The organism is Acinetobacter sp. LMB-5 (genome assembly GCF_001541635.1).
Classification (GTDB): Bacteria; Pseudomonadota; Gammaproteobacteria; order Pseudomonadales; family Moraxellaceae; genus Acinetobacter; species Acinetobacter pittii.
In genome coordinates, this window is the sequence record NZ_LRDR01000007.1 from 237510 (window position 1) to 253439 (window position 15930).

General features: G+C 37.2%; 15 protein-coding genes, 1 tRNA gene and 1 pseudogene. 9 read left to right on the top strand and 8 right to left on the bottom strand.

The genetic code is table 11. From position 1 onward, the window contains the following. Positions 1-48 precede the first annotated feature (48 nt). From cysS to AW165_RS11800, 4 genes are all read left to right on the top strand, one after another. Positions 49-1470, top strand: coding sequence for a cysteine--tRNA ligase (cysS, locus tag AW165_RS11785; RefSeq protein ID WP_060465977.1), 1422 nt, complete (start codon positions 49-51; stop codon positions 1468-1470). Between the two features lie 63 nt (positions 1471-1533). Further along, a tRNA-Gly gene (locus tag AW165_RS11790) sits at positions 1534-1609 on the top strand. Positions 1610-1981: 372 nt separating this feature from the next. Beyond that, entirely contained in the window at positions 1982-3151 is a 1170-nt protein-coding gene (locus AW165_RS11795; RefSeq protein WP_060465938.1) for an AAA family ATPase, read from the top strand. 14 nt (positions 3152-3165) lie between these two features. Continuing rightward, complete coding sequence (locus tag AW165_RS11800; RefSeq protein ID WP_060465939.1) at positions 3166-5562, top strand: S8 family peptidase; 2397 nt, start codon at positions 3166-3168, stop codon at positions 5560-5562. Between the two features lie 206 nt (positions 5563-5768). Here AW165_RS11800 and AW165_RS11805 read toward each other — a convergent pair whose 3' ends face one another. Both AW165_RS11805 and AW165_RS11810 read right to left on the bottom strand, forming a co-directional pair. After that, positions 5769-6098, bottom strand: coding sequence for a hypothetical protein (locus AW165_RS11805; protein ID WP_005303733.1), 330 nt, complete (start codon positions 6096-6098; stop codon positions 5769-5771). An 85-nt stretch (positions 6099-6183) separates the two neighbouring features. Continuing rightward, positions 6184-6630, bottom strand: a complete 447-nt coding sequence (locus AW165_RS11810) for a winged helix-turn-helix transcriptional regulator (protein ID WP_060465940.1) — start codon at positions 6628-6630, stop codon at positions 6184-6186. 111 nt (positions 6631-6741) lie between these two features. Here AW165_RS11810 and AW165_RS11815 point away from each other — a divergent pair. Together AW165_RS11815 and AW165_RS11820 are read left to right on the top strand one after the other, a co-directional pair. After that, positions 6742-8008 (top strand): annotated as a pseudogene (locus AW165_RS11815) (MFS transporter). A gap of 133 nt (positions 8009-8141) precedes the next feature. Beyond that, positions 8142-8546 (top strand): hypothetical protein, encoded by a 405-nt coding sequence (locus tag AW165_RS11820; RefSeq protein ID WP_060465942.1) that lies wholly within the window; start codon positions 8142-8144, stop codon positions 8544-8546. An 87-nt stretch (positions 8547-8633) separates the two neighbouring features. Here the strand turns inward: AW165_RS11820 and AW165_RS11825 are convergent, their stop codons facing one another. Beyond that, on the bottom strand, positions 8634-9881 hold the full coding sequence (locus AW165_RS11825) for a mechanosensitive ion channel family protein (protein WP_005070199.1): 1248 nt from the start codon (positions 9879-9881) through the stop codon (positions 8634-8636). Between the two features lie 242 nt (positions 9882-10123). Between AW165_RS11825 and AW165_RS11830 the strand changes: the two genes are divergently transcribed. Continuing rightward, positions 10124-10486, top strand: coding sequence for a DUF3592 domain-containing protein (locus AW165_RS11830; protein WP_060465943.1), 363 nt, complete (start codon positions 10124-10126; stop codon positions 10484-10486). Between the two features lie 4 nt (positions 10487-10490). Here AW165_RS11830 and AW165_RS11835 read toward each other — a convergent pair whose 3' ends face one another. Genes AW165_RS11835 through AW165_RS11850 form a run of 4 tightly spaced genes read right to left on the bottom strand, consistent with a single transcriptional unit; the run spans position 10491 to position 13501 of the window. Continuing rightward, positions 10491-11135 (bottom strand): glycosyltransferase, encoded by a 645-nt coding sequence (locus AW165_RS11835; RefSeq protein ID WP_032053038.1) that lies wholly within the window; start codon positions 11133-11135, stop codon positions 10491-10493. Beyond that, positions 11132-11731, bottom strand: coding sequence for a class I SAM-dependent methyltransferase (locus tag AW165_RS11840; protein WP_032053037.1), 600 nt, complete (start codon positions 11729-11731; stop codon positions 11132-11134). The genes AW165_RS11835 and AW165_RS11840 overlap by 4 nt, the downstream gene beginning before the upstream one ends. After that, positions 11706-12500 carry a PIG-L deacetylase family protein gene (locus AW165_RS11845; RefSeq protein WP_060465944.1) on the bottom strand — a complete coding sequence of 265 codons (795 nt, stop codon included), beginning with the start codon at positions 12498-12500 and terminating at the stop codon, positions 11706-11708. The genes AW165_RS11840 and AW165_RS11845 overlap by 26 nt, the downstream gene beginning before the upstream one ends. Then, complete coding sequence (locus tag AW165_RS11850; RefSeq protein WP_060465945.1) at positions 12488-13501, bottom strand: acyl-CoA dehydrogenase family protein; 1014 nt, start codon at positions 13499-13501, stop codon at positions 12488-12490. Before AW165_RS11850 ends, AW165_RS11845 begins: the two co-directional genes overlap by 13 nt. Before the next feature lie 249 nt (positions 13502-13750). Here AW165_RS11850 and AW165_RS11855 point away from each other — a divergent pair, with 249 nt between their 5' ends. Then, positions 13751-13984: a DUF2171 domain-containing protein gene (locus AW165_RS11855; protein WP_002113991.1), complete on the top strand. Its 234-nt coding sequence runs from the start codon at positions 13751-13753 to the stop codon at positions 13982-13984. Positions 13985-14289: 305 nt separating this feature from the next. Continuing rightward, positions 14290-15225 carry a metal-dependent hydrolase gene (locus AW165_RS11860; protein WP_060465946.1) on the top strand — a complete coding sequence of 312 codons (936 nt, stop codon included), beginning with the start codon at positions 14290-14292 and terminating at the stop codon, positions 15223-15225. A gap of 67 nt (positions 15226-15292) precedes the next feature. Here the strand turns inward: AW165_RS11860 and AW165_RS11865 are convergent, their stop codons facing one another. Further along, complete coding sequence (locus AW165_RS11865) at positions 15293-15853, bottom strand: TetR/AcrR family transcriptional regulator (RefSeq protein WP_060465947.1); 561 nt, start codon at positions 15851-15853, stop codon at positions 15293-15295. Positions 15854-15930 lie beyond the last annotated feature (77 nt).

Below are 15930 nucleotides of genomic sequence, written 5' to 3' on the forward strand. Positions count from 1 at the left end.
CATCAGTTATTATGTAACACTGTTTTTGTTGAGTGTTTGAAAACCCTTATGCAACCGTTTGTTTTATATAACTCTGAGCAACGAAAAAAAGTTGAATTTGTACCTCGCAAAGAAGGTCACATCGATATGTACGTCTGCGGTATGACCGTTTACGACTACTGTCATATCGGGCATGCTCGAGTTATGGTTGCATTTGACTACATTATTCGTTTCTTACGTAGTCAAGGCTGGAATGTTCGCTACATTCGCAACATTACCGACATTGACGACAAAATCATCAAACGTGCGAATGAGAATGGTGAAACAATCCAACAACTCACCACTCGTTTCATCGATGCAATGAATGAAGATGCAGCGAACCTAGGCTGTTTAGCACCAGATGAAGCACCTAAAGCGACTGAATATATCGACCAGATGCAAAATATGATTGGCAATTTGGTGAATAAAGGCGCTGCTTACCCTGCTTCAAACGGCGATGTTTATTTTGAAGTGACCAAATTTGAAAAATATGGTCGCCTCTCTGGCCGTAAGCTTGATGACATGCAAGCTGGCGCAAGTGAACGTGTTGATGTAGAAGTTGAAAAGAAACATCCTTTTGACTTTGTACTTTGGAAACATGCAAAAGAAAATGAACCGTCTTGGGCATCACCTTGGGGTAATGGCCGTCCGGGTTGGCACATTGAATGTTCTGCAATGTCGACTTGCTGCTTAGGCAATCACTTTGACATTCATGGTGGTGGTTCAGATTTAATGTTCCCGCACCATGAAAATGAAATTGCGCAAAGTGAAGCATCAACTGGTGAGCAATATGTAAACTATTGGATGCATGTTGGCTTCATTAACGTTGATGGTGAAAAGATGTCTAAGTCTTTAGGCAACTTCTTTACGATTCGTGACGTGATGGAGAAATTCCACCCTGAAGTGATTCGCTACTTTATTGTATCTTCACACTATCGTAGTCCTGTGAACTTCTCTGATGTAGCACTTAAAGAAGCAAAAACTTCTTTAACTCGCTTCTATCATTCATTTAAAGCTTACCAACAAGTGTACGGCCAAACGACAATTGAAACGCTTGATCAAAGCTTTATTGAGCGTTTTAACAATGCAATGTGTGATGATTTCAACACTGCCGAAGCAATGGCTGTATTGTTTGAACTGAACAAAGAGTTAAACCGTGCCGTAAAAGAAGAGCAAGCTGACCAAGCAACTGTGCTTTATTCGACATTACGTCACCTCACTAACATTTTAGGTTTGGTACAACACAATGTAGATGATTTCTTAAAATCGGATATTGGACAAGAAGCGCTTGCTCTGTCTGATGCGGAAATTGAAGATTTCATTCAACAACGTGTAGATGCGAAAAAAGCAAAAGACTTTGCTAAAGCAGATGGTATTCGCCAGTCTCTACTCGACCAAGGTGTAGTACTTGAAGACACTCGCCAAGGTACAGTTTGGCGTCGTGCTGATTAAACGTTCAATTAGATCACAAGAGTGTTGACACTTTAATGAAACACTCTATAATGTGCTCACATTGCGGGAATAGCTCAGTTGGTAGAGCATAACCTTGCCAAGGTTGGGGTCGCGAGTTCGAGTCTCGTTTCCCGCTCCAAAATTTAAAAACCACTTAATTCGAAAGGATTAGGTGGTTTTTTTATTGTCTATTGGTTAGATGGGACTAATTTAAATTAATATAAAAACATACATCATCCACATTAATTTTATTAGTAAAAAGATGCCAAATATTATGAACCGATCATAAAAACTACTCACTGCCTCTTAAATTCGAATTCAAAGACGCATTTGTATAAATCTTAATTTCCAGCCTTATAAAACTAGTCAGCTCCTACACCAGCCAAGCAGAAAAATTTTAAACAAGAGCCTTTTTACATATAAATTTTTAAAATATACAGTTTTCCACTTCAAATATAATAAAAAATGTATAAAATATTCATGTTTTTAAAAATTAAATACAGGACTTATCATGGAATATTTTTCTACTGTCTCGGCTATCTGTCGCGCAAGCATGAAAAGCCCTTCTAATGCTTTAATCAACCATATTAAAAAACTTATCAAGGCATTAGAGAAAGATAACCAAAATGACCAAGCTCAAGTGCTAAAAGAAATAATAGCCAATCAAAGTATTGAAACAGAATTGAAACCAAGTCGTATAGCACTATCTAAAATGGCTCTAGGAGGTGAAATTTTACCCTTAGGTTTGAAGCCCCCTGTTGATAAAGAATCAGGTAATTATTTAGCTGAAATTTTATCCCCACAGGATTTCAATCTAAGTAAACCAACTTTTGATCCGATACTTGAGCAAAGTATTAATTATTTGCTAGAAGAATGGAGAAATGTAGATAAACTCAAAGAAAATGGCCTCAACCCAGCGTATTCATTAATGCTTTTTGGTTTACCTGGTACTGGTAAAACTTTATTAGCAACATATTTAGCCTCTCAATTAAATTTACCTCTAGTAGTAGCCAAGCTAGATGGATTGCTATCTTCATTTCTCGGTACAACCGCTAGAAATATTGCTAATTTATTTACTTTTGTAAATAGATATCAATGTATTTTACTTTTAGATGAATTTGATGCGATTGCAAAACTTAGAGATGATCCTAATGAGCTGGGAGAGTTAAAACGTGTGGTCAATACCTTATTACAATGCTTAGATGAAAGAAGTAAGTTTGGCTATACAATTGCTATTACAAATCATGAAAATTTATTAGATCCTGCTATTTGGAGAAGATTTGACTTAAGAATTGAAATTCCAAAACCTACAATTGAAGTACGTAAAGAAATAATAAATAGTTTGGCTAAACAGATTATTAATTTTTCTGAGGTCCAGATCATTTTTCTTGCTAAATTAACTCAAAACTATAGTGGTTCAGATATCACTAAATTAATGGGCTTTCTAAACAGAAAAAAGATTTTAGCAAATGAAGATTTCAACTTTATTAACACAATAAAAGAGTTCGTTAAACTCAATGCAAACCTTACTAATACTGAGTTTGTTAATAATTTGAATTCAGATGATGAAAATTTAGTTAAGTTTTTAAAACATAATGCTATATTTCAATTAACTCAAACAGAAATAGCTGAGCTATTAAATACAACCCAACCAAATGTTAGTCGCTTATTAAATAAATAAGATGGGGATCTTATATGAATAATCCGGTTCAAATAATTTTAAATTCAAATAATTTTGTAAATAATGTAACCCCTCTTCCAGGGGGAAGCAACAAAGATTTCTATTCAGGAAGAGATGAGGAATTTGTTAAACATAAAACTCTATTAGACTCGTCGATTTCGCAAATCCTTGAAACTCAGAAATTTAGTGACGAGGAAATTATCTATACAAATGTTACTCTTCAAGATAACGGATGGGCAAAAACTCATAGACCCACTGCCAAAATATTTACAGAAAATAACTCCGTTAGTATTATGGGAGGTAATAATTTAGGTGAAATTATTGTCGGTTTAACTTTAGATAATTTACAAAAAATTCGAAAACTTGTAAACGAAGCGCCAGATATTAATGAAATAGTTGAGAAAGATGGAAAACTTCAACCAAAAATCACCTCTCTAAGAAGTGAAGTTGGAGTTATCAAAGAAATCCGATTATATGATCAAGTAGATAAGAGAACTTTTTCAACTAATCAAGCAATTGAATGGTTAATAAATTCTACTACTGGTCATTCTTATTATATTGAGACATTCATCAATAATAATCATAAAACGACAAAAGAAGTAAGTTCATTGCAAAATTGCTTGAATAAGGTTCGAAAGATTTATCCTAATTTAGAGATTTCTTATTTAAATGAATCTTGGCTTGAAACAATACTAATTATTATTAAATTTTCAAACCTTGATGACTTAATAGATTCAAAGCGACATGATGAATTATTAAAAGTATTAGATCATTCATCTATAGTCAGAGCAATTCATTTACCTCCAATTTTACAAACAACTCATACTTTTGAAAATACCTCTTCACAAACATCTATTCCATTACCAGAACAAGGTAAGAACTATCCTGTCGTTGGGGTAATTGATACAGGTGTTTCCTTAAATAACTCCCTGAATCACTGGTTAACAGGAGGTATTGATTTTCTAGATAAAAATGAACAAGATTTATCTCATGGCACATTTATAGCTGGATTATTAGCAGCATCTAAGCACTTGAATTCAGAACAACTTCTAGATGAACACGATTGTAAAATTTATGATTTAGATCTTTTTCCTACGTCCGGTGACTTTGAAGACTATTACCCTAAAGGTTTTATAGATTTACTCAAGCAATTAGAAGATTTTATTCCTATTGCCAAAGAGCATAATGTTAGAATTTTCAATATGAGTTTAAATCTATTAACTTGTGTAGAGGATAATCGATATAGTATTTTTGCAAATATAATAGACAATATCAGTAAAAAGCATGATGTTATATTTGTAATTTCAGCTGGTAACTTATCTTCAATAAATGTACGCAATGAGTGGCCACATAAAGAAATTGATGCTTTAAAAATGTTAGCAGAATATAGATTTCAAGGCCAAGATAGAGTTTATCAACCTGCTGAAAGTATATATTCAGTATCAGTTGGAGCTATTGATCCTGAAAGAACATCTAATCATCTACGACCTAGTCAGTATACAAGACGCGGACCAGGAGTTTCATTTAGCCACAAACCTGATGTAGTACATATTGGCGGTGCTTATACCCCCCCTCACAACTTGTCTTCTATAGATCCAATGGGCAATTTAACTCATGGATGTGGAACAAGTTATGCAGCTCCATTAGTTGCAAAAACATTAGCAAATTTAAATCATGCTATTGAAAGTACTGCAAAAACAGAAACCTTACGAGCACTTCTTTTCCATCACTGTAATCGTCCGAAATGGTCTAAATCATCCAAAATGAAGTTAGTAGGAAATGATTTTATGGGATTTGGTATTCCTTCGAATTCAGCCTCCTCATTGATGACCTCAGACCATGAAATCACCATGGTATTTGAAAGTAAAATATCTAAAAATCAAGAACTCAATTTTGAATTTTCTTGGCCCCAAAGTCTCATCAACGACAAGGGAGGTATTATAGGAAATCTTAAAATTACACTTGTATATTCACCAGGTATAAATCGTTTAAATGGGGCAGAATTTGTTTTGCATACACTTGATGTTTGGTTAAGACAGCAAACTAATGAGGTTAATGCAGTAACTGGAGAGCCTATTTTTAGTAATATTTTAAATACATCTAATAGTAATAAGCAGGCACCAATTCTTGAAAAAGAAAGAGTAAAGCATGGTTCAAAGTGGTGGCCAGTTAGAAGTTTTAATCAAACATTTAAAGGTAAAGGTAACTCCTCTCGTTGCAAATTAGTAGTAGAACCTTTAGCAAGAGCTGGATATGAAATAACAGAGCCAGTTCCTTTTACCGTAATTTTGACAATATCAGATCCTAGTAAAGAAAATGATATTTTTAATGAAGTTAGAGCCCATCTCAATGCTTCCGGAATTGCAATTGCGGATATCCGATCTAATTTACAATCTCGCTTACGCCCGTAAAAACTTAAAACTATGCACCCTCTATCAACGTTAGAGGGTCGGTTTTTATTTATTTTAATTTACTATCAATAAAATATTTCTCACTTAATAAATATAAACTCATTGATAAAAAACCTAAAAATTTGAGTTGCAAAATATTCAACGTTTTGGAGGTTAATAACATTGTTTTTGCCTACCAAACCCTAATTATTTATTGCTAAAGCCCCTCATATATTTTTAGCTAATTCTTTTGCCAAACATTGTTCATGCCAAGTAGTTTGAAAATTTTCGACAGCTTTTGACTTAATGAGAGGATCTTCAAATAATTTTGAAGAATATGCAGATTTGATAAGCTCTTGATAAAGTTGCTTGGCTTGTTGCTCTTCAAGATGATTGGCGATGTCGTGTAACTCTTGAGCTGGCACTTCATGTTGTCTTGCGTCCATCACCCCACTCGCTGCTTTCTTCACAGTTTCACAGTAATGAAGTTCCATGGCTTCTGATGCTGCATAACATTGAATTGAAATTGCGCTTATAAAGAGGAATATAAATCTCATAATCTCACCTTAATTTGACGCGCAAGGGTACCAACTAATGTGCCCAAATTTAAGTTAAAAAAGGTTATTTTTGTTTTCTCTTCTTTTATTTCACCTTTTGCACTTGAGTATTAGAAGCTCTCAGCACTGTTCCATCTGCCGCGACTGGTGCCATAAATGGAATTTGCTGACCTGTAGTTTTATCAATTAACAGAGAATGGCGCTCTCCACTTTCAAATAGGTTCTGTTCTCCCCATTGTCGTAGAGCCACAACCACTGGAAACAAACTCTCCCCTTTAGCGGTCAATACATATTCTTGATAAGCCGTGCCATCTGAAGCATCTTGTAGCTCAAGAACACCAGCATCGACTAATTTTTTCAGTCGATCTGAAAGAATATTTCGTGCCACTCCCAAGCTGCGCTGAAAATCTCCAAAACGGCGCATTCCATCAAAAGCATCACGCACAATAAGCAATGACCAGCGGTCTCCTATGAGATTGACACAGCGTGCAACAGGACAAGGTTCATCTTTCATCAGCGTAGAGTTCTTCATCGAGTTTCCTTACCAATCATCAGCAATAAGCCACCTAGTTGCATTTTAAAACTAGTCGATCTAATATTCAACTAGTTGCATTTTAAAACCAGATTAAATGGATTTAGGCTCATGAAAGCTTCTCTTGCATCTTCAACTTCATCCACCGAAAGTAATAAACCGCTTTCAAGCATGCCTCGTGGCGTAATTTTGCTATTTGCGATTGCTAGTGGTGCAAGCGTAGCAAATGTCTATTATGCGCAGCCCTTGCTCGACATTTTGGCAAGAGACTTTAATGTTAGTCATGCCGCCATTGGTGGTGTAGTGACAGCCACTCAAATAGGTTGTGCCCTAGCTTTAATCTTTTTAGTGCCGTTAGGTGATTTGGTAAATCGGCGTCGGTTAATGGCCCTACAGTTACTTGCCTTAATATCTGCATTGCTCGTGGTTGGCTTTACTCACTCTACGATTATTCTTTTGGTAGGAATGCTCGCCGTGGGTTTACTCGGCACAGCCATGACACAAGGTCTTATTGCCTATGCTGCGAGTGCTGCGGCCCCACATGAGCAAGGACATGTAGTCGGTACTGCACAAAGTGGTGTATTCATTGGCTTACTGCTTGCCCGTGTATTTTCAGGAGGAATTAGTGATGTGGCGGGTTGGCGCGGCGTGTACTTCTGTGCAGCCCTCATCATGCTCATGATTGCATTGCCCCTTTGGAAACGTCTGCCTCATTTAAATATTCAACCCAGTGCCATGCGCTACCCGCAGCTTCTAGCCTCGATGTTAAAACTACTACGCCAAGAAAAAGTGCTCCAAGTGCGCGGTGTGTTAGCTTTACTCATGTTCGGGGCATTTAATATTTTCTGGAGCGCATTGGTACTGCCGTTAAGTGCCCCGCCTTATAGCTTCTCGCATACTGTAATTGGGTCTTTTGGACTCGTTGGAGTGATTGGTGCTTTGGCTGCTGCACGTGCCGGTTACTGGGCCGACCGTGGATATGCTCAGCGCACAAGCTTGGCGGCACTGTTAATATTACTGCTCGCATGGGGCCCACTTTCACTCATGGCCTACTCGCTCTGGGCACTCGTGATTGGCATCGTATTGCTAGACTTAGGCGGACAAGCCTTACATGTGACCAACCAGAGTATGATTTTTCGCACTCGTCCAGAAGCGCATAGCCGTCTTGTTGGTCTATACATGCTCTTTTACGCGGTAGGTAGCGGATTGGGTGCAATCAGCACAACAGCGACTTATGCTTATGCTGGTTGGCTTGGCGTGTGTGCACTCGGTGCAAGTGTTAGCTTTCTGGCATTATTATTTTGGAAGATGACACGCCATATCATGCCTCAAATCACTCATGAAAAAAGATAACAATATACAAATAAATAAAATATAATAATCCAAAGTTTTATAAGCCCATGAATAAGAAAGTTTAGTCTTTAAATCTTAAGTTCGAACGGTAATAGAATGAAATCTTCTTTAACAATCTAAAGATTGATATGCAACTTTAGACAATTACTATCAAATATATGCAAATCCCTATAGGAACAAAATTGGGTATTAATAATAAATTGCTTTACACGGCTGTATTTGCTCTTGTTGCAGGATGCCACCAACAAGAAGCAAACGACAGTACAAATACTGTGAAACTCCCAGCCTATCAGTACGATGGTTTCTCTGGTTCAGCACGCTTAAAAGGAAACTTAGAGTTAAAGCAAGGATGTCTTTATGTGAAAGATATACTCATTGTCTTTCCAGAACATAGCGCTCAGTGGGATGCTGAAAAAAACACTTTAAGTTATAAAGGTCAGCAGATCAGCTTAGGGGGCATATTAGATATTGCTGGAGGTATTGGTAATTTTGAGCAAGACAATTTACGTATTAAGCATTTGAGCCCCATGTGTGATCATCAGAATATTTGGTTTGTAGGATAATCTTTTGTGAAGAGTATGAGTAAAAAAAGCCCCCGTCTGGGAGCTTTTTCCAAATAGTTTATGCGCTGTTATTTATAACTTAAAAACTTAACTTGGGTGAATTTCTGCCGTCAATCTTTGCAAGTCATGACCCGAAGGTGCTTGGTAAACACGTAAACCAAACTCGGGAAGAATTGCAATTAAATGGTCAAAAATATCTGACTGAATTGCTTCATAAGAAACCCACGCAATCGTGTTGGTAAATGCATAAATCTCTAGTGGCAAACCTTGGCTGGTCGGCTGTAATTGACGAACAATAATGGTTTGATTTTGAGCAATGCCCTTGTGCTGACGTAAGTAAAATTCAACATAAGCTCTAAATGTACCGATATTGGTTAGACGGCGCTTGTTGTAACGAGATTGATTGCTTAAATGCTTATTGAATTCTTCAATTTCAGAGTTCTTTGCATTTAAGTATTGATCTAACAATAAAAAGTCTTTGAGCTTTTGTTGCTCTTCATCACTCATGAAATGAACGCTACTTTGATCTATAAAAAGTGAACGCTTCATTCGACGGCAACCCGAATTGCTCATACCACGCCAGTTTTTGAATGTATCGGTCACGAGCTTATTGGTTGGAATGGTGGTATAGGTTTTATCAAAATTTTGAACAGTCACGGTATGCAGTGAAATATCAATTACATCACCATCTGCATTGAGTGATGGCATTTCAATCCAGTCCCCAATACGCACCATGTCATAAGAGGCAATTTGTACACTCGCCACCAAAGACAAAATGGTGTTTTGGAAAACCAGCATTAATACCGCTGCCATCGCACCGAAGCCTGCAAGTAAAGTGAACACATCCTTTTTAAGGAATGTTCCCAAAATCATGAGGCCACATACAACAAATAAAATGAGTTTAACCAGTTGTAAGTAACCTTTAATCGGCTTATTTCTAGATTTTGGATTACGCTGATAAATAAGGTTAAAGATATTTAACAGCTCGCTGACCGTAAGCGCGAGTGTAAGAAAAATAAATGCTTGCGCTGCCATTTCTACAAAAGCAATAAACTTTGGAGATAGATGAGGCACGGTTGCAATACCATTCATAATCACAACAGCAGGAACAATATTTGCAAATTTCTTTATAACGCTATGCTGAGCGAAAATAGACTGATTTGGTGATTTGAGTTTTGTGACTAAATGACGAACGCCCCGAACAATAATACGCTTGGCAATAAAATTTGCTATTGCAGCAAATAAAATCAAAATCGTGAGTGAAACCAACATTTCTAGCCAAGGATATTGACTTAACTCACCCCGAATATCACGGAAAAAATTTAAAAAATCCAAACCTATACACCTTTAAAATTTCTTTTGTAGAATTTTAGGGGTTAAGAACGTTTCTCATAAGGTTTGTTTACATATGTAGTCATAAATACAACAACTAAGTTATATACCCTGCCCAAATTTAATTATGATCCGTTAATTTTAAAGCTTCATTTGCTTATGTTTTAGACCAATTATATAAGCTAGATCGGGCTTATCAGTTCATTTAGAATAAGGCCTTAAACGAATAATTCTGGTTTGAGTGAGTGAAATTTTCTGATTTTTTGACTTTTATTGGAACAGTCTGGTTCAGCTTATTGTTTATCTATATTACTTGGACCTTTTTTCTTAAAAGTCAGGTTCAAAGATTTTTAATTTATAAACGAGGAAAGATTGCTTCTGCCGAGGTCGTATATTTTCAAGACTCATTAGCTAAGGTGCAATATCGCCCTTTATGCTATATCAAATTGAAATTTCAAACTGAGCAAGGCCAAGTCATTACTGAAAATCTAAAGGTGCTTATTTCTAAGCAAGATCACTATAAATATAAAGTCGGTAGTATTATTAATATTAAATATGACCCTAAAAACTTAAAGAATATTTCGATATTGGGCGAAGTGATGATTTAGGTCATTAGAGATTATTTAAAAAATACGATAATCCCTGTGGGGCGCGTCCATTTAAACGACTACTTGTGGTTACTCGAACTAGATTACTCCAAGTAATATTGCAACAATGCTTGATCAATTTTTTAATTAAAGACACGTCTTCATGACATGAAATAGGCTCAAAGCCACCGACCAAAAGATAGACCTCTGCACTAAAACTTAAATTTGCCCCGTGAATATGCTCGTGGTCCATCTGATCTTTATAGTGCGCTAAATATTTTTGCTGTTTCGTTATAGAGAGATGACTAAAATCATCGAGTGTTACAGTACCGCAAATTGCATCTGTGGGTTGGTGCTGGATTTGATAGCGCAGCCAATCAGGACTCACTACGGTGTCTGCATCGGTACAGGCAATCCAAGTTACACCACGCCCGATTAAATGACGGATTCCTAAATCCCTCGCCTTGCCGACACATGCATAGTTGCATTCAATCCAGTTAATGTGATGGCTTTGTACAATCAACCGCGACTGATCTGTACAGCTATCGAGTACAACAAGCACTTCTACCTCATAACCACTAATGTTATCTATGGCGACCTGAATAGATTGCAAACAGGCCGATAGATAATACTCTTCGTTATGCGCTGGAATGACGATACCTATTTTCATCTTAGTTTTTCCTGCTGTGCTAAAGAGGAAGTGTTCGCCGTCCACAGATCAATCATAAAATCTGGATCGTTTAAACTGAGGTAGTGATGAAATGGGAAATGTTGCCGAAAAGCTTGATGGACTTGCTCTGCATTTAATTCAAAATCTTGAATTTCATGACGCCAGTGACAACACAGAATCTCGCCGTCATCATTTAAACTATGCTTTAATTTTTCAATAAACTGATGCAGTTCATCCTTGGATAAGTAATAGGCCATCTCACTAATTAAGATCAGATCAAACTTTTGAATTGAGTAGTCTTCGGGTATTTTCCAGTTCTCAACCACAACATGCTCAAATTCTTTTAAACGCTTGGACGCCAAGCGAACAGCACTATCAGAGACGTCTATACACACTAACTCCTCGGCTCTTTGCGCCAAATGAAAACTTAAATGTCCATTTGAACAGCCGACTTCTAGCACCTTTAGGTAGCGGGGTTTTGTCAGCAGTGCGAGACAAATTTGTCTTTTACGAGCTTCATACCAATGAAAGTCGTAGCCCCATGGATCACTGTTATGACGATATAAATCTTCAAAGTACACGCGAGAATGAATCACTCAAATAAACCTCATAAGGCATTAAAAGACGATTAATCGCACTTGGAGATAGCACTGCGGCATTCCCCGTGCTTTCATCTGCTTCTAGTTGGGTTTTAAACTGCAAAATTGCTTGATGTTTTTTAGTTAGCTGTTCTTGTGTTAAGGAAAATGCTTTTGCTCGGTGCCAATCAATGCGTGGGTCTAAAGGCTCTGCCCAATGCCAAGCCCAGATTAATACGTGTAAACAAAGTAGTTGCTTAGCGGTTGCATAGGCTTGTACGGTTTTACCTACTGCTTCATGGTCTGGGTGACCATCAAATTCATAGCTACAAATTAGAATATCGTCGGCTTGAACTAACTTATCTAAACTCTGCCGCAGTTGATCAGTTTGCAAATGGATCTGGCCATCTAACAAATTAAGCTCTACACGCTCTGTTGACTCTGCTACGCCTAGACAATTTAAGGCTGCCAAGCTTTCTTGCGGACGAAGAATATTGAGCTGATCTGGAGGATATTTTGTAGAGTTAGGATGACTTTGGGTGCCGTTACTTACTGCTAAAACCAAAATCTTGCAGTTCAGTGCAATGAGCTGCTGCATTAATCCGCCACAGCCAAGTACTTCATCATCCGGATGTGGCGCAACAATTATCACTCTTTTTGAGCGAAATAGCTCAAGATCTAAAGCTGCTAACGGTTGTTCTTTAAATGCCTTTAACCATTGTTCTTTGGCTGTCCCCTCACCAAAAATAACGCGGTCTTCAACCAAAGGATGTTTTAAAGTTCCCATAGGCTTTGCTCCGATAAACAGAGTTCCGCAATTTGTTCATAGTCAAACGCGGCATGACTTTGCCTGATAAACACAGGCAGATCAGCCATGAGCTGAGCAAATGTCGCATCTTCACAAAAAGGACGTGCACCCAAAGCTTTCCCTACTCGCTCAATAACGCTCAGGCAGCATTGTTCTGTTTGAGCACGTAATATGCGTATTTCCCGCTCATGACTTAGCGTTGGTTTCTGGTCTATGAGCTTGGCCACATATTGAAAATATTGCTTGGTGATTTCTAGCTGTTGAGCGACCTCCCCTAAATACGATTTTTTATAAGGATTCGGATTTGCCTGACAGCTTTCTTGCAAAAAGTTAGCTAGGCGCACGGCGGCACCATACCAACACGCAGCAACACCTGCTGCACCATGCCAAAAACCTGGGCGTTTTAAATAACTATTTGGCTGACCAATCAATTTAATAGGTGTATTTTTAAAAGTTACTTGCGCAGTCTGTGTCGCATGCATGCCTACAGCGTGCCAGTGGCTTAAATCGGTTGTAATGGAGGGATGACTTAAGTCAACAATACAAAGCTGCGCCAGCCCTTGCTGATCTTTATAACTTATTAAAGCTTTTTGAATAAACTCTGCGCCAGAGCACCAAGGTTTTATACCATTACAAAGATTGTCTTTTATTTGCAATGGTGCTGGTCCACCGTCTGCTGCCCAAACTGCCCAAGTCTGGTCATCTATTTCTTGCTGATAGCCCAATTCATTTAAAATGCTTAAAGCATCACAATGAGACTCAAATAGCTTAGCTAGACTTAAGTCGACTCCAGCAATCTGCGCAAAAAGTTGCCAACGTTGATAGGTTTGACCCGAAGCTGGATGAGGCAAATTTTGAGTTAAATTTACAAGCTGAAAAAGTAAATTTATACGAAGCTTACTTTTATCTTCAGCTAGGGCAGCTTCAAATTCACTCAAACTGCTCAGTATCGTTATGTTTATAGGTATTTTAATATTCATTGCAAATAATTATTTATAAGACTTAACCCAACCATAACTAAAGATTTCTGTTTAGATAAACATATAAATTGTAATAAAAAGAAAAATATTATTAGTTTTATATCTAATTATTTCATTGTTACTCAAATATCACGGTTAAGTGAACTTATAATCCGATCATGTAAGGTTTATTAAAAACTCAACATTTAATCGATTATTTAAAGTAGTTTAGTTCTTACCGTTTTTCTATTTCCAAAGAAGAGGTCTAAAATGAACACTTTAAATATTAATGATATTAAAAAACACGCAGATGTTATTGCTTCTTGTGGTACTAAAGTAGGTACTGTCGATCATCTCGATGGTGAAAACCAGTTAAAACTTACCCGAGACGAAAGTGGTCAACATCACCTCATTCCTACTGGATGGATTGGGGAGGTAAAAGAAGACCAAGTTATTCTGAATAAAAACTCAGAAGAAGTTAAAGATCAGTGGCAAGCGATCTAAACTTCTAAGTAAGCTAGCTAGTTTTAGCTAGATTAAAATAAAATAAATTTATAACTAAAAATTTAAATTATAAAAACTAAAGCTCCTTTTTATTAAGGAGCTTTTTTTATTCATCTCATATTTAAAATAAATAAAGCTTACCCTCGTGTTGTGTTAAATATACCCAATCTTTAACAGAGTTGCTTTTATCTCTATAAACCTTTTTGAGGCTCATTTTGTCCCTTAAGCACATGGTGATCAATTTTACTTAATGCTAAAAATTGTCCATTCGCATTAAATGAACAATTATGAATAGGGTGACGTATATGATCACAGGGAATCATCAGCTTAAAGCAAGAAAGGTCCATTTCGATTTTACCGAATCATCGGTCTGTTGGATGCCGAATGATCCGCTATGCTCACATGTCGCCAATGGCATTAACATGCTCTTACCCGCTGGTGAGTTTTGGTTTTGCCGTGTGTTTAATAAAACCCTTCCCTTGATTACCGATGAAACACTAAAACAAGAAGTGATTGGATTTGTCCGTCAAGAAGCTGCTCATGCACGTGCCCATGAAAAAGCACAGGACTTCTTACGTGAAAATGGTTACGACATTCAAGAAACACTCAACCGTGCCCATTTTGTTTTTAATATTTTGTTGGGTGACAAACCTCTAGGTATACCATTTTTAAAAGGCGAAAAGCTTGATGAATATTGGTTACTTTTCAGAGTGGGCGTGATTGCTGCAATCGAGCACTTTACGGGAACCATTGGTCAATGGACGCTGGACAGTAAGACTTGGGACCAAGCTGACCCTGCTATGGCAGATTTGTTCCGTTGGCATTTAGCTGAAGAAGTTGAACATCGCTGTGTTGCTTATGATTTATTTGAGCACCTTTTAACAAACAAGTTTGGTTTTTACGTGTCACGCCAAGTGATTATGGCGGCGGTTTTCCCACTGTTTATTTACTTCCTTGCTGACTTTGCCCGTAGTTTAGGTAAGCAAGATTTAGAGCATGAAGATATTCAAAAATTGATGCGCCGTGGCTATTTTAAAATTATTCGTGAATTTGAAAAAACTGCGACTCGCTCAGACAACTTACCGACTATTAAATATTTGTGGAAAGCGACATTAAGATGGGCTTCTCCAAAATTTAACCCAATTCATGAGGGAGACACTGAGCAAGCTTTAGCTTATATGGCTCGCTCGCCTGCGGTTCAATATTTTGAAGGAATGGCGCAGGCTGCAAAACCTGTGTAATCAAGCTAAGCGCTTATTTCAATACAAAGTAAAGCCTCTTGTTGAGAGGCTTTCTTCCGTTTAAGAGTTATCTAGACCGACACAGATTAAAAAGAAACAATCGAACTAGCGCGCTTTCATCAATACTGTTTTTTTCAAAAAGTCGGAACATCGCCCCGTCAATCATGCATAAAAACATGTAAGCATCTTCAATCGAAGCCGTAGTTTTGACGGTTAAAAGTAGTTTATAAATTTCATTGATGAGCCAAGTTCGGTACTCAATCGTAACGCCATAGGCTTTGGAATAGACACTTTTAATTTCAAACAATGCCTTAAAGGGTAAATGATATGGCCCTTCTAAACTCGCATGTAAAAAATAAATTAGCTTAAGTTTATCCAGCACCATGAGTTCATTGTAAGAATAGAGAATGGAAAACACTTTGTCTTTTAGCGTGTCTTTTTGGAAACTGATACACCTCTCGATGAGCCGTTCTTTTGAGTGAAAGGCATTATAAAAAGTGGCTTTGGAAACCTTGGCTTCACTAATAATTCGATCGACACCGACCTTATGAAACCCATATTGATTAAATAAGTCTTTTGCTACGTGAAGCACTTTTAATGCTTTAAAGGAAGATTGTAAATTTGGCATAGATATACCGCTTAAAATAATTTTTTGTTGTATGTAAATGAGATAGAAATGCCGTCACTCTTAAAATGAGTGCTAAA